General features: G+C 53.4%; 19 protein-coding genes. 2 read left to right on the top strand and 17 right to left on the bottom strand.

All coding sequences use genetic code 11. The features are described from left to right. The first annotated feature begins 99 nt into the window (after nucleotides 1–99). Both P1S59_08590 and mscL read left to right on the top strand, forming a co-directional pair. Nucleotides 100–2,478, top strand: a complete 2,379-nt coding sequence (locus P1S59_08590; protein MDF1526309.1) for a phosphoketolase family protein — start codon at nucleotides 100–102, stop codon at nucleotides 2,476–2,478. Between the two features lie 109 nt (nucleotides 2,479–2,587). Continuing rightward, complete coding sequence (gene mscL / locus P1S59_08585) at nucleotides 2,588–2,986, top strand: large conductance mechanosensitive channel protein MscL (protein MDF1526308.1); 399 nt, start codon at nucleotides 2,588–2,590, stop codon at nucleotides 2,984–2,986. Nucleotides 2,987–3,205: 219 nt separating this feature from the next. Here the strand turns inward: mscL and P1S59_08580 are convergent, their stop codons facing one another. From P1S59_08580 to P1S59_08500, 17 genes are all read right to left on the bottom strand, one after another. After that, nucleotides 3,206–3,520, bottom strand: coding sequence for a phosphate-starvation-inducible PsiE family protein (locus P1S59_08580; protein ID MDF1526307.1), 315 nt, complete (start codon nucleotides 3,518–3,520; stop codon nucleotides 3,206–3,208). Beyond that, entirely contained in the window at nucleotides 3,511–3,669 is a 159-nt protein-coding gene (locus P1S59_08575) for a hypothetical protein (GenBank protein MDF1526306.1), read from the bottom strand. Before P1S59_08575 ends, P1S59_08580 begins: the two co-directional genes overlap by 10 nt. A 210-nt stretch (nucleotides 3,670–3,879) precedes the next feature. Beyond that, nucleotides 3,880–4,908, bottom strand: coding sequence for a Holliday junction branch migration DNA helicase RuvB (gene ruvB, locus P1S59_08570; protein MDF1526305.1), 1,029 nt, complete (start codon nucleotides 4,906–4,908; stop codon nucleotides 3,880–3,882). Nucleotides 4,909–5,050: 142 nt separating this feature from the next. After that, nucleotides 5,051–5,659, bottom strand: a complete 609-nt coding sequence (gene ruvA / locus P1S59_08565) for a Holliday junction branch migration protein RuvA (protein MDF1526304.1) — start codon at nucleotides 5,657–5,659, stop codon at nucleotides 5,051–5,053. Continuing rightward, nucleotides 5,656–6,141 carry a crossover junction endodeoxyribonuclease RuvC gene (gene ruvC / locus P1S59_08560; protein ID MDF1526303.1) on the bottom strand — a complete coding sequence of 162 codons (486 nt, stop codon included), beginning with the start codon at nucleotides 6,139–6,141 and terminating at the stop codon, nucleotides 5,656–5,658. Before ruvC ends, ruvA begins: the two co-directional genes overlap by 4 nt. Nucleotides 6,142–6,149: 8 nt before the next feature. Continuing rightward, on the bottom strand, nucleotides 6,150–6,893 hold the full coding sequence (locus P1S59_08555; GenBank protein ID MDF1526302.1) for a YebC/PmpR family DNA-binding transcriptional regulator: 744 nt from the start codon (nucleotides 6,891–6,893) through the stop codon (nucleotides 6,150–6,152). 216 nt (nucleotides 6,894–7,109) lie between these two features. Continuing rightward, the gene (locus tag P1S59_08550) at nucleotides 7,110–7,388 is read right to left on the bottom strand and encodes an integration host factor subunit beta (protein ID MDF1526301.1); all 279 of its coding nucleotides are present in this window, start codon (nucleotides 7,386–7,388) and stop codon (nucleotides 7,110–7,112) included. Between the two features lie 202 nt (nucleotides 7,389–7,590). Then, nucleotides 7,591–8,478 carry a signal peptide peptidase SppA gene (gene sppA, locus P1S59_08545; GenBank protein MDF1526300.1) on the bottom strand — a complete coding sequence of 296 codons (888 nt, stop codon included), beginning with the start codon at nucleotides 8,476–8,478 and terminating at the stop codon, nucleotides 7,591–7,593. A gap of 374 nt (nucleotides 8,479–8,852) precedes the next feature. Then, nucleotides 8,853–10,880 carry a 30S ribosomal protein S1 gene (locus P1S59_08540; protein ID MDF1526299.1) on the bottom strand — a complete coding sequence of 676 codons (2,028 nt, stop codon included), beginning with the start codon at nucleotides 10,878–10,880 and terminating at the stop codon, nucleotides 8,853–8,855. A gap of 332 nt (nucleotides 10,881–11,212) precedes the next feature. Beyond that, nucleotides 11,213–12,052, bottom strand: coding sequence for a 4-hydroxy-3-methylbut-2-enyl diphosphate reductase (gene ispH, locus P1S59_08535; protein ID MDF1526298.1), 840 nt, complete (start codon nucleotides 12,050–12,052; stop codon nucleotides 11,213–11,215). Further along, the gene (gene cmk, locus P1S59_08530; GenBank protein MDF1526297.1) at nucleotides 12,045–12,722 is read right to left on the bottom strand and encodes a (d)CMP kinase; all 678 of its coding nucleotides are present in this window, start codon (nucleotides 12,720–12,722) and stop codon (nucleotides 12,045–12,047) included. Before cmk ends, ispH begins: the two co-directional genes overlap by 8 nt. 5 nt (nucleotides 12,723–12,727) lie before the next feature. Further along, nucleotides 12,728–14,020, bottom strand: coding sequence for a 3-phosphoshikimate 1-carboxyvinyltransferase (gene aroA, locus P1S59_08525; GenBank protein ID MDF1526296.1), 1,293 nt, complete (start codon nucleotides 14,018–14,020; stop codon nucleotides 12,728–12,730). 5 nt (nucleotides 14,021–14,025) lie between these two features. After that, entirely contained in the window at nucleotides 14,026–14,892 is an 867-nt protein-coding gene (locus tag P1S59_08520) for a prephenate dehydrogenase/arogenate dehydrogenase family protein (protein MDF1526295.1), read from the bottom strand. Beyond that, a complete protein-coding gene (aroF, locus tag P1S59_08515) occupies nucleotides 14,889–15,902 on the bottom strand; it encodes a 3-deoxy-7-phosphoheptulonate synthase (GenBank protein ID MDF1526294.1) in 1,014 nt (337 codons plus the stop codon). The genes P1S59_08520 and aroF overlap by 4 nt, the downstream gene beginning before the upstream one ends. Nucleotides 15,903–15,907: 5 nt before the next feature. Next, nucleotides 15,908–17,107 carry a histidinol-phosphate transaminase gene (gene hisC, locus P1S59_08510; GenBank protein ID MDF1526293.1) on the bottom strand — a complete coding sequence of 400 codons (1,200 nt, stop codon included), beginning with the start codon at nucleotides 17,105–17,107 and terminating at the stop codon, nucleotides 15,908–15,910. Between the two features lie 197 nt (nucleotides 17,108–17,304). After that, nucleotides 17,305–18,156 carry a prephenate dehydratase gene (gene pheA, locus P1S59_08505; GenBank protein ID MDF1526292.1) on the bottom strand — a complete coding sequence of 284 codons (852 nt, stop codon included), beginning with the start codon at nucleotides 18,154–18,156 and terminating at the stop codon, nucleotides 17,305–17,307. Then, nucleotides 18,140–19,111: an acetyl-CoA carboxylase carboxyltransferase subunit alpha gene (locus P1S59_08500; GenBank protein ID MDF1526291.1), complete on the bottom strand. Its 972-nt coding sequence runs from the start codon at nucleotides 19,109–19,111 to the stop codon at nucleotides 18,140–18,142. The genes pheA and P1S59_08500 overlap by 17 nt, the downstream gene beginning before the upstream one ends. Between the last annotated feature and the right edge of the window lie 28 nt (nucleotides 19,112–19,139).

Below are 19,139 nucleotides of genomic sequence, written 5' to 3'. Positions count from 1 at the left end.
TACATAGAATTTTTCTTATCCTTGACGCCGCACCTTTATAGCCTAAACTTTAAACAGTAACCCATTTCCGGGAAACATGTCCTGAAGGAGGCATTTATCATGACGCCGTCACCGCAGCCTCTCACCGAGGAGAAGCTGGCCCAGCTGGACGCCTACTGGAGGGCTGCCAATTATCTCTCAGTTGGACAAATTTACCTTTACGACAATGCCCTCCTGAAGAAACCCCTTTCTTACGATCACATCAAACCACGCCTCCTGGGACACTGGGGCACGACGCCGGGGCTCAATTTCATCTACGCCCATCTCAACAGGGCCATCAGGGAACGTGATCTGAGCATTATCTTCATAACAGGCCCGGGACACGGCGGACCCGCCCTGGTTGCGAACACATGGCTGGAGGGGACCTGGACCGAGACCTACCCCGCCGTTTCCATGGACGAGGAGGGGATGAATAAGCTGTTCACCCAGTTTTCTTTCCCCGGCGGAATCCCGAGCCACGTCGCCCCGGAGGTGCCTGGTTCCATACATGAGGGGGGGGAACTGGGCTACTCCCTTTCCCACGCCTTCGGCGCGGTTTTCGACAATCCCGGCCTCATAGCCGCCTGTGTCGTGGGGGACGGAGAAGCGGAAACGGGGCCACTGGCGGCTTCCTGGCACTCCAACAAGTTCCTGAACCCGGCCGGCGATGGCGCGGTTCTCCCCATCCTTCACCTCAACGGGTACAAGATTGCCAACCCGGCTATCCTCGCGCGCATGGAAAAGGCGGAACTCGAAAACCTCATGAAAGGTTATGGTTACCAACCGCGGTTTGTGGAAGGTGACGAACCGGAAACGATGCACCAACTCATGGCCGTAACTCTGGACAGTGTTTTCGATGAGATCCGCGAGATCCAGGATCGAGCCAGGACAGGTGCATTGGCCGGAAGGCCACGCTGGCCCATGATCGTCCTCAGAACACCCAAGGGTTGGACCGGTCCCGCCGAGGTTGACGGTCTGAAGGTCGAGGGAACATGGAGGTCCCACCAGGTACCCCTCTCCGGCCTGGGCAGCGACCCGGAGCATGTCGCGCTCCTTGAAAAGTGGATGAGGAGCTACCGCCCCGAGGAGCTTTTTGACGGAGACGGCGCGCCTTTCGAAAGCATCACAGCCTGGGTCCCCACGGGGCCGCGACGGATGGGCTCCAACCCTCACGCCAACGGAGGTCAGCTGCTCAGGGACCTGCGGCTGCCTGATTATCGTAAATACGCTGTGGAGGTGCCCCTTCCCGGGCAAAGTACGGCGCAGGCGACAAAAATCCTCGGACAATACCTCCGGGATGTGATGAAGTACAACTCCGGCCAACGCAATTTCAGGGTCTTCGGCCCCGACGAGACCGCCTCCAACCGCCTGGACGCACTCTACGAGGTGACCGGCAAGACCTGGATGGAGGAGATCCTCCCCGTTGACGAGCATCTTTCCCCCGACGGGCGTGTCATGGAGATCCTCAGTGAGCACACCTGCCAGGGGTGGCTCGAGGGGTACCTCCTCACTGGCAGGCATGGGTTCTTCTCCTGCTACGAAGCCTTTATTCACATTGTCGACTCCATGTTCAACCAGCACGCCAAGTGGCTGAAATCAGCCAGCCGCGAGATCCCCTGGAGACGGCCGATAGCTTCCCTGAACTATCTCCTCACCTCCCATGTCTGGAGGCAGGACCACAACGGGTTCAGCCACCAGGATCCAGGCTTCATCGACCATGTCATAAATAAAAAGGCGGACGTTATAAGGGTTTACTTCCCGCCGGACGCCAACTCCCTCCTGTATGTGGCGGACAAGTGCCTGCGCAGCCGTGATTTCGTCAACGTCATCGTGGCAGGGAAACAGGAGCACCTTCAGTTGATGGATATGGAAACAGCCATCGAGCACTGCAGCGCGGGCCTCGGAATATGGGAATGGGCCAGCAGTGATCGTGGTGCCCAGCCGGACGTGGTCATGGCCTGCTGCGGAGACGTTCCTTCCGTGGAGACCCTGGCAGCAGTTCAGCTGCTCAGGGAGCACGCGCCGGATCTCAAAGTCAGGGTGGTCAACGTGGTTGACCTCATGACCCTGCAGCCGGAGGAAGAGCACCCCCACGGGCTTTCGGACAGGGATTTCGATACGATATTTACCACCGACCGGCCCATCATTTTCGTCTACCACGGCTACCCATGGCTCATACACCGGCTGACTTACAGAAGGACCAACCACCGGAACCTTCACGTACGGGGATACAAGGAGGAGGGAACGACCACAACGCCTTTTGACATGGCGGTTTTAAACGACATCGACCGGTTTCACCTTATGGCCGATGTGGCTGACCGGGTCGATAAGCTGTCCCCGAAGGCCGCCTATATCAAGAAATTTGTCCACAGCAAGCGTGTTAAGCACCGGGAATATATCCACAGGGAGGGTCAGGACCTTCCGGAGATCAGAAAATGGAAATGGGAAGGGAAAATTTAGCGTCTGGGACTGTAACGGCAGAATGTTAAACGAGGAACGTAGAACGCCCAATAAGGTCAAAAGCCGCTTTAAAGAGAGGGTGCGCCCACCCTCTCTTTAAAGCTTCGACATGGCTGTGGGTATCGTCATCGGCGCCGCGTTCGGGACTATCGTCAAGTCCTTTGTGAGCGACATCCTCATGCCGCCCATCGGACTATTGCTGGGAAACGTGGATTTTTCCAATTTCTTCATCGTCCTGAAGGCTGGTTCCCAGGCAGGGCCCTTTTCTTCCATCGCAAATGCCCGGGCCGCCGGAGCGGTGACCCTGAATTACGGACTTTTTGTCAATACAGTCATAAGCTTTCTCATCGTCGCCGTGGCGGTGTTCATGGTCATAAAATCCCTCAACAAGATGAAGCGCCAGGAGGAGGCTCCCGCGGCGGATCCGACCACAAAAGAGTGCTCCTACTGCTTTACCACCATCGCCCTGCAGGCAACGCGCTGCCCGAACTGCACGTCTGAGCTATAGCAAGCGCCACTGATATTGCTTTTCGGAGATTTTCACCTGCAAAGAAAAAAGGCGGGACCTGGTTCCGCCTTTTCCTTTGGAAAAAATATCAGGAGTTGGCGTTGATGTGTCCCGTGTTTCCTGGTACGCATAATTCATGATGTTTATCGTGCCATTCCCATTTATCCATATTTGCCACACAGTTAGCTCACATCTCATCACCATCATGAATAATGCGGGCTAGTTATCCCCCATGGTGATGTCCTGGTACGCCTTCTTTTTTTCCAGCCGTACCTTCTTGATCAGATAGTAGGAAATGGACAGGGACACGATAATGATCCCGATGCCCACGAGCGTGTAGTTGGGCAGCCCCTTGAAATCAATTATGATCACCTTGTGTGCGATGGCGATGACAGCCACCATGAGCACAACCTCCACGTGGATCTCCTGGTGGACCAGGTAGGCCTTGATGGCCTCGAGGATCTCGATGCCGATGAGGATCAGCATTATAAGACCGAACATCTCCTGAAGACGGGACATGCTGATTATGAACATGGGCGGTGAAATGATATCCTTGCCGATGATATAGCCCAGGTCGATGGTGGAAAAAGGAGGATGGTGATCATCAGCATCATGAGGATGGAGATGATGAGCGTCTCGAACTTCTTGAGAACGCTAAGCAGGGTAATTTTTGATTTTTCCATTATTTCCGGAGCAGAGGGTTCAGGTTTCATCTCTTTGCCTTTCACATAATCATTCTATGTTCAACCATACTCACTACCCGGATATCATAACTGCTATTTGACTTTTGACAATTGCTTTTAGAGAAGGAGGCGGCGTTTAATCCAACACAGGGTTCACCAGCTTTGGCTGAAGCTACGGTCTGGCAAGCCAGCGCACGCCTGCAGCCGAACCTACTCGAACAAATCTTTCTGCGGGCCGCCCTGTCCCATTTTTCGCCCGAGGTGCCGATATGCTGCCTCTGTAGCGGTTCGACCCCGCGGCGTGCGCTGTATATATCCCTCCTGCAGCAGATACGGCTCGCAGATGTCCTCGATGGTGTCCCGTTCTTCTCCTATGGAGGCAGCGATGGTATCGATACCCACAGGCCCTCCGGAGAACTTGTCTATAATGGTGAGGAGCACTGCCCTGTCCAGGGCATCCAACCCCACCTCGTCGATCTGTAGCCTCTCCAGGGTATGACGAGCAACTTCCAGGGTGATGACACCTTCGGCCTGGACCTGGGCGAAATCCCTGGCTCTTCTGAGCAGCCTGTTGGCCACCCTGGGTGTTCCTCTTGAGCGCATGGCTATTTCGTCTGCGGCATCCCCGGAAAGCTCTACATCAAGGATCCTGGCCGCACGGGTGATGATCTGTTTCAACTCATCTACTGAGTAGAATTCAAGCCGGCAGACAACTCCGAAGCGGTCCCGGAAGGGAGAGGAGAGAAGCCCCATACGAGTCGTTGCGCCGATCAAGGTAAATTTCGGCAAATCCAGTTTGACAGTGCGGGCTCCCGGACCTTTACCGATGATAAGATCCAGGGAAAAATCCTCCATAGCCGGATAAAGGACTTCCTCCACGACCCTGTTCATTCGGTGGATCTCATCGATAAAGAGTACACCCTTTTCGTCCAGGTTGGTGAGGATGGCCGCCAGATCCCCGGACCGTTCCATTGCCGGCCCCGAGGTGGAACGGATGTCTACCCCCAGTTCGTTGGCCAGGATGTTAGCCAGGGTTGTTTTGCCGAGGCCTGGAGGGCCGAAGAGGAGAACGTGATCCAGGGCTTCCCCCCTGTCCTGGGCAGCCCTGATGAAGACACTGAGGTTATCCTTGACCCGAGACTGTCCCACGTATTCAGTCAGCCTCCTGGGCCTGATATTGGCCTCGAAAGCAGCTTCGTCGTTGGTCTGTTCCGGATTTACGATGCGATCGTCGGTCATAAGAAGTTCTGGTCCTCTCTGCGGACCTCGTTTTCCCGGGTATCGGGGTATCGGGGTAACGGGGTATCGGTGAAAAAGACGTTCATAACAGCGGTTTTTCCCCGACACGTCGACACGCCGACACGCCGACACGTGCGGGTTTTCATGCTTTCCTCCCGGAAAGCACTTTAAGCGATTCACGGATGATGCCCGTAAAGTCTTCGGGCCCGCCATCTTTTTCAAGGATATCCTGTACCGCTTTCCTGCTCTGTGACGCAGGGTAGCCAAGATTGGCCAGGGCGGACACAACATCGGAGATTATCTGTTCCTCCACACCGACATCAACCGCTGCAGGGTCTTCCCCTGCTGGCTGCACCTTGTCCTTCAGTTCCAGAACGATCCTTTCAGCAGTCTTCTTGCCTACCCCCGGCACCGTGCTGATCCATCCTGCATCCTCACGGTAGATAGCGTTCTTCAAATCGACGGGTTTTAACCCTCCGAGAAGGGACAGGGCGACTTTGGGACCGATACCTTTAACCTGCACAAGGAGATTAAACAGGTCTTTTTCCTGGGTGTCTCCGAACCCGAAAAGGTGCATGGCGTCGTCCCGAACCACCGTCACAGTGTGCAGGATCAGTTCCTCCCCTACCTCGGGAAGGCGTATGAGGGTGTTTAAGGAAACAAAGATGCGGTAGCCCACATTTCCTGTGTCCACCACCACTGTGCCACCTGGATCCTTAACCGCAAGACGTCCGCTGATAAGGGCGATCACCTGTTTTCCTCCTCCGGCCGGTACCAGTAGAAATGTGTCAAGGCGGCAGCTATTGCGTCAGCAGCGTCGTGGGGAGGAGTTTCGGTAAGCCCAAAGGTTCGCACCACCATGTTCTGCACCTGTTCCTTGGACGCCCGCCCATACCCGGCGACAGTCTCCTTTATCCGTGTAGCAGCATAGTGGAAAATTTGTAGTCCACAACGTGTGCAAACCTGTATCACAACTCCCCTGACGTGACCAAGCTGAAGCGCCACACGGCTATTTCTGGCCGTGAAGATATTCTCAATGGCGAGGCTGTCAGGCGTGTGTATTCGAACGACTTCTTCAATGGCATCCGCTATATGCTTCAGGGAATCTTCCAGAGATTCTGAACTGCGCGTTTTAATAAGACCGAACTCGATAATCCTCTGCTTCTTCCGGTCCCCTTCAACGATCGCATAACCTGTTGACCGAAGGCTCGGGTCGACACCGAGGATGCGCATGATATCTATCAGAGGTTTTCCATAACATCGTCTGGAATGTCGAAGTTGGCGAAGACCTTCTGAACATCGTCGCTATCCTCCAGGGCCTCCACCAGTTTAAGGGTCTGCTCTGCCTGTCGGTCATCAAGCTTGATGACGTTCTGGGGCAGCATGGTAACCTCCCCAACCTGAAACTCAAGGCCGGCATCCGTAAAAGCATCCTTTAACGCATCGAATTTTTCCGGAGGACCGGTCACTTCGTATTCGGACCCTTCTTCGTTAATGTCCTCAGCACCAGCCTCCAGAGCTACTTCCACAAGGTGGTCCCCCTCTATCCCCTCTTTGGGAAAAACAAAATATGAGCTCATCTGGAAGATCCAGGAAACGCACCCTGCTTCACCCAGGTTACCGTTATTTTTCGTAAAGGCGCTACGAACATCCGAAACGGTCCTGTTCCTGTTGTCAGTCAGGGTTTCCACAAGAATGGCAACGCCTGCCGGGCCGTACCCCTCGTAGAGGATCTCCTCGTAGTTGACGCCCTCAAGATCACCGGTACCTTTTTTGATCGCACGTTCGATGTTCTGCATGGGCATGTTGGCCGATCTTGCCTTGGCAATAGCCTGTCTGAGCCGAGGATTGGCTTCCACCTCACCGCCTCCCATCTTGGCGGCAACCATTATCTCGCGGTTGAGCTTGGTAAAGATCTTGCCTCTTACCACATCCTGCGCACCTTTTCTGTGCTTTATATTAGCCCATTTTGAATGTCCAGCCATGTGCCCTCCTAAAGGATTAATTTTGGATTTAATTTTACACGGGAAGGAGGGATTGTAAAGCAGGTATCGGAGTGTCGGAGTGTCGGCGTATCGGGGAAAAGTTAAATGCGTATATAAGTTCTTTCGCCGATACCCCGTTACTTAGTAATTGCCTTGAGCACACAAAAAAAACGGCTGGATGATCTCCAGCCGTTCAATATTATTTGTTTGCTCAAGCTAATTATTAACCCGTTCCCTCAACTCCTTGCCTGCCTTAAAATAAGGAACACGTTTCGCATCCACCGAAACCTTGTCACCGGTCTTTGGGTTCCTGCCCTCCCTGGACCGCCTGTCCTTGACCTTGAAGCTGCCAAACCCTCTGAGTTCCACTTTACCGCCAGTCGAAAGGGAGTCAGCAATGCTCTTGAGAACCGTGTTGACGATAAGTTCCGCTTCTTTTTTGGTCAGTCTGTCTATTCGGTCTACGAGAGCTTCAATGAGTTCAGCCTTGGTCATGATCCCTCCCAGAATGAAATATGAAGTTGAAATATAAAAGAAAGGCTAACTAAAATAGCTATGAAAGTCAAGAGGTTAGGAAAGGCAGAATGTAGAATCGAGAATGTAGAACGTAGAATACCAATCCAGACCACCTGTGTATATTGGCGAAGCCAAAGTGTCTTTCTTCTACGTTCTGGATTCTACATTCTGCATTCTGCTCTTAAAACGCTCTCCACAGCTGCAGCCACCTGTCGCTGCTTTGATCATTTACAGAATCAGACAGGCTGGCCAGGGCTCTGGCGGCCGATTCACCGAACAAGATCGAAAAAATCCCAGGGCGTTCCCGTTCTGGTTCGTAAATTTCATCAGGTACTTCCTTCAACCCTGCCATTTCAGATACCTTTTCAATGGCGTCATTTATGTTACCCAATTGGTCCACGAGACCCAGTTCATGCGCTTGCCGGCCAGTAAAGACCCTGCCATCAAGGTAAGGACGCACCAGGTCCTCTTCCACTGGCCGCCCCTCGAGCACCGCTTCGACGAACTGTTCGTATGTATCCATTATCATAGCCTGAAGCAGTTTTTCCTCTTCTTCAGTCATTTGACGCATTGGATTGCCAGTATCCTTGAACTTTCCACTTTTGATGGTTCGGCTGCTGATGCCCAGTTTCCCGAACAAGCCCTCCAGATTGCTGAACTCCATAATGACACCGATGCTTCCGGTGATGGTACCAGGGTTGGAAACGATCCAGTCAGTGGCGCAGCTGACATAATATCCACCTGAAGCTGCCACAGTTCCCATTGAAGTCACGATCGGTTTGATCTTTCGTAACTTAAGCAGTTCCATGTAAAGTTCCTGGGTGGGGGCGACTGCACCTCCAGGGCTGTCTATTCGAAGCACAACACCTTTGATCCTGTCATCTTCCATAAGATCACGGACCTGGTCCATATGCCATCTAACATCGACTATAGGACCCTCAACACGCAGCAGGGCAATGGTATCCCCGCCAAAACCTCCGGGGCCATATCTGTCTGATCGTCCGACGGCAAAAGCCACCACGAGCAGAACCAAAGTGATGATTATAAATATTTTATATCCACGTTTCATAAGCTTAACCAAAGTTTGAGGTTTGAGGTTTGCGCTTTTGAGTTTCGAGCTTCCGGGCTGGCTTTCCGCCCTTGTCCCTTATCCCTTATCCCCTATCCACTTTCTATTTTCTCTTTAATCTATCACAAAAAAGGCCGTGGCATCTCATCGAGAATACACACGGCTATAATCAAACAAAAATTACCGTTGCCGGTAATAGCCCGCACTTCTCACCAGCCTTCTACTGCGGCGGCGGATACGGGCATGTCTACTGCGTTGCGCTCGGTCGGACTCCTCGACGTAGTGTCAACTACGCCTCCGGGGCCCTCGATCGCGCGCCTTGTATCCACACCCGTCTACACCGCCTCGCGACGAACCCTTGTGAGAAATGCGGGTTAGTCGGCTTTCTCTTCCTCTGGTTCGGTTTCCTCAGAGGTTTCTTCTTCCTCAGTCTCAGGGGCGGAAGCTTCAACATCCTCTTCCGTTTCAGGCTGAAGATCTTCTTCGACTTCCGCCAGGGAAGCCTCAACCTCCTCCTCCGGAGATTCATCAACTTCTTCAGGGACAGCTTCGATCTCTACCGCTGGCTCAGTTTCCTGCTCCTGGGATTCCCCGCTGCTCTTGGCCGCTGCCAGGGATGCTCCCAGAATGTCTCCCAGGGTCCCGCCACCGCTGTCATTGTTCAGATAGCTCTTGTAAGGAGCAGGAGAAGAGCCGCCTTCCTTGGCAGCTTTCATGCTGAGACTGACTTTCCGTTCCTCGGAATCGATGTTCAGGATCTTGACAGTCACCTCAGTACCGGAGGGGTATGCATCCTCAGAGCTTTGACCGTCACGTACATCAATTTCGGAAACGTGTATGAGCCCCTCAACACCTTCCATCAGTTCAACAAAAGTGCCGAAATCAGCATGGTTGACAACCTTCCCGGTAACTATTGTTCCGACCGGATGTTTGGCGGCAAGCTCTTCCCATGGGTTTGTGGTCAGCTGTTTCAAACCCAGTGACAGGCGCTCCCTGCCCTTGTCAACACTCAGGACGACTGCCTTGACAGAATCACCCTTTTTTATGACCTCGGAGGGATGGTTAATCTTCTGGGTCCATGACATATCGCTAACATGGATAAGACCGTCAATGCCTTCCTCCAACCCGATAAATGCGCCGAAGTCGGTGAGGGTCCTGACCTTTCCTTCGATAACGCTGCCGATGGGATAGTTCTCAGCAACGATATCCCAGGGGTTGGGTTCGATCTGCTTCATACCCAGGGAGATACGTCTGTTTTCCCTGTCGATGCTAAGAACTTCTGCTTCCACCGAATCCCCAACTTCAACAATTTTGGAAGGGTGCTTGATCTTGCGGTTCCAGGTCATTTCGCTGATGTGAACAAGTCCTTCCACACCATCCTCAAGCTTTATGAAGGCGCCGTAATCGGTGACGCTCATAACCTTGCCGTTAACCCTCCCGTTGAGGGGGTACCTGTCAGGTACACCTTCCCATGGGTCTTCGGACAACTGCTTCATTCCAAGGGAGACACGTTCCTTCTCCTTGTCAAACTTCAGGACCTTGACCTGGATACTGTCACCAACTGTCAACATTTCCGAAGGATGCTGCAGTCTTCCCCAGGAAAGATCTGTGATATGCAAAAGACCATCTATTCCACCCAGATCAATAAAGGCGCCGTAATCGGTGATATTTTTAACGATCCCTTCCATCACCGAACCTTCCTCGAGTACCTTGAGGGTATCTTCCTTCTTGGTTTCCCTCTCCTCCTCAAGCAGAACACGCCGGGAAAGTACAACATTCCCTCGTCTGGGGTTAAATTTAATTATTTTGAAAAAGAAATCTTCACCAACGAGACGATCAAGGTTTCTGATCGGCCTGATGTCAACCTGAGAACCGGGCAGGAAGGCCCTCACGCCGATATCCACTGTGAGACCACCCTTTATCCGACTGATGATCTTACCCCGAATAGGCTCATTGTCCTCGTAGGACTGGCCGATGTCGTTCCAGACCTTCATCTTGTCTGCCTTCTCTTTGGACAGATAGATCAGACCTTCTGAGTCTTCCTTTTTCTCAAGGAACACCTCAACGGTATCGCCTTCTTCTATGGTGAGTTCTCCATTTTCATCCTGGAACTGCACCCTCGGAATAATGCCTTCGGACTTGTAGCCCACGTCCACCAGAACACCATCCTTTGAGATTCCGACTACCGTACCGGTGACAACCTCCCTCTCTCTCAGATCTCGGATACTCGCTTCGTACATCTTGGCGAAATCCTCACTGTCATCGTCATCGTCATCCAGTTCCTCACCGAATTCCTCACCGGCATCTCCGCTGTCTGTCATGGTGTCATCGTCTACCACCACAGGCGTCCCATCGCTATTGAGACTATTCTCTTCCGTTTCTTCAATCTCTTCCATCGTCATACGCTGTGTGACCTCCTCGAATTTTATTCATGCTGAACGGTTGCGGATTATCCTATATTTGATACCCCATGTCAATTCAATACCCGGCTCGCAAGCCTTGAAAATAGTGGGTTTCCAACATTTGTTTCATAATTAGGGGGAAATGGTAAATTATGAATTGAGGATTGGAAATTGAAATTCGCTTCCAGGATTCCGCCTTCGGTCTGTTATATTGGGGATGATCGATAAACAACCTGTGGAAAGGAGCATCCTATGTAACTGGAGTCAAAGAGATTTTAGGACTTTTTGAGATATGAAATATGAGATTTGAGATATGAGATTTGAGATAGTATTTAGTCCATGTCCTTTAACGCCACCATAACTTCCTCTATGACCCAACCGGGTGTTGAGGCACCGGCTGTGACTCCTATGGGCACTCCCAAGGGAACCTCAATACTGTTTAACTCATCCGCACTCTCGATATGGTATGTCTTAGTGCCTCCCTGGATGACAGCCTTCGCCAGTCGTGTCGTGTTGGCGCTGTTCTTCCCGCCAACCACGATCATGACCTGAACCTGTCTGGCAAGTTCCAGCGCCTCAGCGCCCCGCTTGTGTGTCGCATGACAGATCGTGTTGTAGGTCCTCACCTCCTGGCAATAACATATACATAGGGAGGCCACATCTCGCAGGTTTTCCAGGGACTGTGTCGTCTGGGCTACAAGACCCACTTTTTTATTTAAATTTGCAGATTCCACACTTTCCGGGCCACTGACAACGAAACATGAGTCAGGGGCATAACTGAGAACCGCCATGACCTCCGGGTGATCAGATTCCCCCACGACAACAACCTGGTACCCATCCTCTGCCAGTTCCCTGACTCTTTCCGTAAGCCGCTGCACAAGGGGACAGGTGGCGTCAACGACCTTGAGACCTCTCTTTTCGGCCTCCTCGATCACTCCCTTTGGAGCGCCGTGGGAACGGATTACCACCGTACCTCCCGGTATTTCATCAAGGGTATGAGCCATCTTTATCCCTATGTTCTGAAGCCGAAGTACCTCTTGAGGGTTATGGATAATAGGGCCCAGGGTGTATACCGGCCCCCCTAACTCATCGAGGGCCAGGACTGCCATTTTGACGGCCCTTTCAACACCGAAGCAGAACCCCGCTGATACAGCCAGCTTCACCTCATGCACCGGATTCCTCCAGCTCCTTCACCTTGTCTGCAAGTTTTTCGATAACCTGGTCGACAGACATTCCTGTGGTGTCTACAATGATGGCGTCATCAGCTTTCTTAAGAGGCGAATGCTCCCTTGATGTGTCATTTTGATCCCTTTCATCCATCTCTCTTCGGACCTTTTCCGGTGCCTCGTCAATTCCCATCTCTTTAAGCTGCAGCCATCTTCGTCTTGCGCGCTCCTCAGGTGAAGCGTCCAGGTAGAATTTTGCCGGAGTGTCAGGGAAGACCACACTGCCCATATCCCGACCCTCAGCCACAATTCCACCCGAACTCCCAATTTCACGCTGCAGCCTCACCATATGAGACCGGACCTCCGAAACCGCCGAGACGGCGGATGACCCGAGACTCATCTCGGGTGATCTGATCTTTTCCGTGACATCCTGCCCGTTAAGGTATACCGACACGACGCCTTCGTTCCGACGCATCTCGATCCGGATCTGCTCACACAGCTCATCCAGACCCTTCGCATCGTCGTAGGGGATGTTGCCAAGAGCAGCTGCCAGAGCCACCGCCCTGTACATAGCACCTGTGTCCAGATGCATGTAACCAAGCTTCGTTGCCAGCATGGCGGCCACTGTGCTCTTGCCGGAACCCGATGGACCATCTATTGCCACGATCTGTTTCATAACACTCAGGTAACACTCACCGAACCGGGCAGAAGATCGTTCATGAGTTTAACAAAACCGGGGAAGGAGGTTGCCACACACCCTGTTTCCAGGATCTCACTCTCGTCCTTTGCCAGAAGAGACAAGATGGTGGAACTCATGGCAATACGGTGGTCACCGTGGCTCTCGTGAGCATAACCGGTTACGGCGGCCGGACCGTGGATCCTGAAACCGTCACTGAGCTCCTCAACCTTAACACCGGCCCGTTGGAGCATCTGAACAGTGGTCGTGATCCTGTCCGATTCCTTAACACGCAGTTCACTGGCCCCACGCAGTTCTGTCACGCCGTCGGCCGCGGCCGCCAGGACAGCCGCCAGGGGAAGCTCGTCAATGATCGCCGGGATCCATTCCTCAGGGATGCTCACCCCCTTGAGGGTACCGTTTCCCTGCACCCGTATGTCAGCCATTGGTTCTCCATCACCATCATAAGGCACGACTGAGATCCGGGCACCCATGGCTTCGAGCAGCTGCAGTATCCCGGTTCGCGTCGGGTTAATACCCACGTTGTGCACAACGATGTCAGACCCATCCATAACGGTGGCGGCGACAAAGAAATAGGCGGCAGAAGATATATCACCGGGGACCTTTATGGTGGCAGCTGTGGGAACCTGCCCTCCCTCCACAACGAGAGACCCTCCTTGAGTGGAAATATGAACGCCCATGGCTGTGAGCATTCTTTCCGTGTGGTCCCTGCTCAAAGCCGGCTCCGTAAATATGGTTTTTCCATGGGCCCCCAGGGCAGCGATAAGCACGCTTGATTTGACTTGAGCGCTGGCGACCGGGCTAGTGTAGTTAACACCCTTCAGAAACCCACCCCTGATAGCAAGAGGAAGAAGGGTACCGTCGGCACGTCCATCGATAACAGCCCCCATGAGCCGAAGTGGTTCTGTCACCCGGGCCATGGGACGCCGGCGCAGGGATTCGTCACCCGTAAGTACAGAAAGAAAGGGACAAGCCGCGAGAAGGCCTGCCATGAGACGGGCACCCGTACCGCTGTTTCCAAGGTTTATTACATCACCAGGCTCAGTGAAGGATTGTGTTCCGCCCCCTGTTACGGACACCTCCTGAACCCTGTCGTCTATAATTGGACCCAGGGCTCTCACGGCGTTGAGGGTGCTGTCCGTGTCCTCTGCGCGAAGGGGCGCGATTATTTGGGAAGTCCCTTTGGCCATGGCGGCAAAGATATAAGCCCTTTGGGTAACGGACTTGTCCCCCGGAACAATAATATCACCATGGAGAGATCCTCCTGGTTTGATCACCCAGCTCAATCCAGTGACCTCCTGACAGACGCGATCCTTTGAAAAACGCTCTCAAGACGATCGTGGTCACCCTCCTCAAGTGCGGAAATGATCTTGTTCAGCGAATCACCCAGGCCCCTGGTGGCGATGAGGAGCTTCTCCCGGTTGGCCACAGCGATGTCCGCCCACATGCGGGGGTTGCTCGCAGCGATACGTGTATAATCCCTCAGCCCTCCACCGGAAAGGTCCACCATGTCCGGATCTTGCGCCAACACACTGTCAATTATGGCATAGGCCGCCATGTGAGGCATGTGGCTGACCCAGGCGAACACTTCATCGTGCTCATCCGGATCCATGATCTTGATCTTTGCGCCAACACCTTCCCACATGGCGCTGATATCGGACACATCCTCCTGGGAAGCATCTACAGGGGTAAGGATGACCCTTGCCCCGATGAAAAGTCCCTTCCTGGCGGCTTCAGGTCCTGATTTTTCATCTCCCGCTATGGGGTGCCCGGGGACGTAGCGATAGCCCTTGCCAGCGGCAACTGCCTCGCGATACCCACGGATAGCATCACTCTTCACACTTCCCGCATCGGTGACAAGGGTGTCCCTTTCAAATCCAACGCTGAGAATCTCTCTGATGTTGATTACGGGTACTGCCAGGATAACCAGGTCGCAGCAACTTACGACTTCCGGCACCATGGGCAGAATTTCATCCAGAATGCCGATGGACAAGGCTGACTCGGACCTCTCCGGAAAGGAATCGGATCCGACAACAGTTTCAACCAGTCCACTGGCCTTCAGGTCCAGTGCCAGGGAGCCGCCGATGAGACCGGTCCCCAGCAGATACACCCGTTTGAAAGGGGGGGGTGGGGAGGTTGAACGGTTCACAATTCCCTGCCGAGGGCCTTTGCCAGAGATCGGAGGCTCTTCATGAGAGAAGCGAAATCGTCTAATCGGAGAGACTGCGGCCCGTCACACCTGGCTTCTTCGGGGTTCTCGTGGACCTCTATAAGGAGTCCGTCAGTACCGGCGGCCACAGCGGCCATGGACATGGGGGTCACGAGGTCGGCACGCCCGACAGCGTGGCTGGGATCAACAATAATCGGCAAATGGCTCATGCTCTGGACCAGCGGTACGCACGAAAGGTCAAGGGTGTTTCGGGTTTCGGTCTCAAAGGTCCTGACACCCCGTTCACAAAGGATGACCTCCATATTTCCCTCGTTAAGGATATATTCGGCAGACATGAGCCACTCCTTGACCGTAGAGGACAAACCCCTCTTGAGAAGGACTGGTTTTTTCATTTTACCAACCTCTTTGAGAAGGTTGAAATTGGACATATTTCGCGCACCGATCTGTATCATGTCAGCGTATTTATCCACCAGTTCCGCGTCTCGGGGATCCATTAGCTCGGTGACGATCTTAAGGCCTGTCTCATCCCGGGCCTCGGCAAGGTACTTGAGCCCTTCCTCACCCAACCCCTGGAACGCGTAAGGGGAGGACCTGGGCTTGAACGCTCCTCCCCGGAGCAGCTTGGCACCGGATTTCTTCACGGACCTGGCCACTTCAAGGAGACCCTCCCTTGTTTCCACACTGCACGGACCGGCAATGACGATTACGTCGTCGCTGCCGATAATCGCATCACCCACTGTGACGCGGGTATCCTCCTTGTGGAAATCGCGGCTTGCCAGTTTAAACGGCTTTAAAATGGGAAGAACCGCTTCCACTGCCGGGTAGGCCGCCAGGGCAGCTTCCCTGAGAATACGTTCGTCGCCGATAGCGCCTATGATAGTCCTCTCCTCCCCCTGGGAGACGTGGACCTTAAGACCCTTGCCGTGAAGTTTTCCCTTGATGTAATCAATGTCTGATTGGGTCGAACCGGATTTCAGTACGATGATCATGGCTGTTACCTCTTAATTACCGCGATTTGTGAATCGTGACTCGTGATTGGTAAATCTGCTGTTTGCGAATTACGAATTACCAGTTTCGAATCACGCATTTCTCCTATTACTTCTTGGAGCGCCTCCAGAAACATATCGTTCTCTTCGGTAAGCCCGGCAGTGACCCGGATGGTGCCCGGCAACCCGTAGGGCGCCATGGATCTTACGATAACGCCCTTCTTCATCAGCCCCTCATAAACATCCTGACCGGACCGTCCCCCCAGATCAATGAGGATAAAGTTGGTAAATGACGGGGTAACCGTAAGACCAATACTTTCCACAGCGTCCTGGATACGTCTCAATTCCTTCCGGTTGTGGTCGAGTCCTCTTTGAACAAAATCATTATCATCAAGAGCGGCTATAGCCGCAGCCTGAGCCATACTGTTGACATTAAACGGCTGGCGAACACGGTTCAGAAGGTCCGCCAGGGGTTCAGGCATTACAGCGTAGCCCACACGAAGACCTGCCAGTCCGTGGGCCTTGGAAAAGGTCCTTACCACTACAATGGGCCTGCCCTGTCTGAAGTACTCCATCCCGTCTGGAAAATCTTCGATATGACTGGCAAACTCAAAATAAGCTTCATCGAGCACCAACGGGACATTTTCCGGAACCCTGTCCATTAACCGTTCCAACTCATCCCGCCCGACATAGGTCCCGGTAGGGTTGTTGGGGTTGGCTATATAAACGATCCTGGTCCGATCTGTCAGAGCGTCTGCCATGGCGTCCAGATCGTGTTTGAGGTTCCTGTCCAGGGGCACCTCGATCCCTTTTCCCCCGTGAGCCAAAGTAGCCAACCTATAGACTACGAAAGCAGGCCAGGCATAAAGTGTCTCGTCCCCTTCTGTGAGAAGCAGTTGCGCAAGGAGTTCCAGGATCTCGTTGGATCCGTTCCCCAGTACGATATTCTCCCGAGGTACTTCCAGCATTTCAGAAAGTTTTCCCTTCAGATCCCAGCCAGCGCCATCAGGGTACCTGTTTACACCGGCAGCAGCCCGATTCATCGCTTCGACAGCCAGGGGTGACATACCCATGGGATTCTCGTTTGAGGCCAGCTTCACGATCCTGGTAAGCCCCATCTCCCGTGCAACTTCCTCGATGGGTTTTCCGGCGCTATAGGGAACAAGATCCTCCACTGAACTATATGCGGGTCGGTAGGTTATGGTCATATTGTTGACTCCGTGTATGAATTAATCTCAGATCTCAGATCTCAGATCTCAAAAAGAGCAGTGAAAGGTGAACCGTGAAGAGTGAATGGAAACATCATACTTTTCACCGTTCACAGTTCACTGTTCACTTCACGAGTAACATACGTCGAGGATTGCCGAACCCCGACAATCACGCCATCGGCGTGACAGATGGCCTGTTATTGTGTGTCCCCCCCAATCACGGTGCCTTTAGGATAACTGCCCAATATTTTCATATCCTCACAAAACTCCCTTACCCTCTCCAGGGTCTCCTTCACTTTCGGTTCGCCCCTATGGCCTTCCAGATCGACAAAAAAGAGGTAATCCCAGGCTTTTCTCTTCGACGGGCGCGATTCGATCTTGGTGAGAGAAATATCGTTGTCGCCAAAAGGTTTAAGGATCTCATAAAGAGCCCCGACACGGTCCTTGATGGACAGAACGATGGAAGTCTTGTCATCTCCGGTAAGGTCGGATTTTCGGTTGGAAAAGATAAGAAACCGGGTAAGGTTCTCCGTCCAGTCACCGATATTTTCAACCAGGATCGGGACTTCATAAAGCTCCGCGGCCAGCTCCCCGCCTACCGCGGCCGTTCCGGCAACCTCAGCACTCAGGGTCACCGCTTCCGCGGTGCTCCTGGCGTCCTTCAGTTTAGCTTCGCTCAGGTTCCTTCCCAGCCATTGCCGGCATTGCCCCCAAACATGGGGATGGGAGTAAACCGTCCGCACGGTATTGAGACTTTGCTCCCTGGACATGAGCATGAGCCTGATGGGAAGGATGATCTCCCCGGCAATCTGCTGATCGGAGTCCACCAGCAGGTCAAGGGTCGAGGTAACGACACCCTCATTGGAGTTTTCAACTGGCGCTACCCCCATGTCCGCGTACCCTTGCCCAACCATGCTAAAAACGTCCCCTATGGTCTCGGCAGCAAGGTATCTGGCGCCGCGCCCGAAGGTCTGGCGGGCAGCTTGATGGGTGAAGGTAGCCTCTGGTCCCAGATAAGCTATCCTGAGCTGGTCAGCCACCTGGTTCATCCTTGAAGACACCTATTTTCCTGAATTTAGCCCACCTGTCGGTGACAAGTTCTTCGGGCCCCATGGCAGACAACCTGTCAAGTTGTACCTGAATGGAGGCACCCATAGATTTGGCCGCAGTCGCCGGTTCAAGATGGGCACCGCCAAGTGGTTCGGGGATGATCTCTTCGATGATCCCGTTCTTGAGGCTGTCCTGGGCCGTCAGTTTCATCGCTTCCGCAGCGTCCTGGGCGTAATCCTGGTTCTTCCACAAAATAGCCGCACAACCCTCGGGTGAGATCACCGAATAGATACTGTTTTCCAGCATCATGACCCAGTTGGAGACTGCAAGGGCCAAAGCTCCGCCACTGCCCCCTTCCCCTGTCACGACAGTTATTATGGGAACTGTGAGGTCAGCCATCTCTATAAGGTTCCTCGCGATGGCCTCCGCCTGTCCCCTCTCCTCGGCTCCGATCCCCGGGAAGGCACCGGGTGTGTCGACCAGGGTAATGACAGGGATGTTGAACCTTTCAGCCAGCTTCATCAGCCTGAGAGCCTTGCGATACCCCTCTGGATTGGGCATACCGAAGTTCCGCTCCACCTTCTCCTTGGTGTTGCGTCCCTTCTGATGCCCGATCACCATGACCGGTCTCCCGTTGAACCACGCCACTCCCCCCACAATGGCTTTGTCGTCAGCGAAAGTCCTGTCCCCGTGGAGTTCCACAAAATCCTCCATGATGGACTCTATGTAATCCAGGGTGTAAGGCCTTTGGGGGTGCCTGGCAATCTGGGTTTTCTGCCACCGGCTAAGGTCTGAATAAACATCACGGCGCATTTTGTTGAGCTTTTTTTCGAGCCTGGAGATATCGTCAGACAGGTCCACTCCGGGCTGGTCCAGATCCATGTGCTTCAGTTCGCCGATACGCCGTTCCAGTTCGGCCAGAGGCTTTTCAAATTCCAGCAGGTTGTTTACCATAATATATTCCGTTTTGCGGTTAGTTTTC

The sequence above is a fragment of the bacterium genome (genome assembly GCA_029210965.1).
GTDB lineage: Bacteria > BMS3Abin14 > BMS3Abin14 > BMS3Abin14 > BMS3Abin14 > JALHUC01.
Note: the sequence above shows the minus strand (reverse complement) of the source record. Positions and strands in the feature narration are given on the sequence as shown.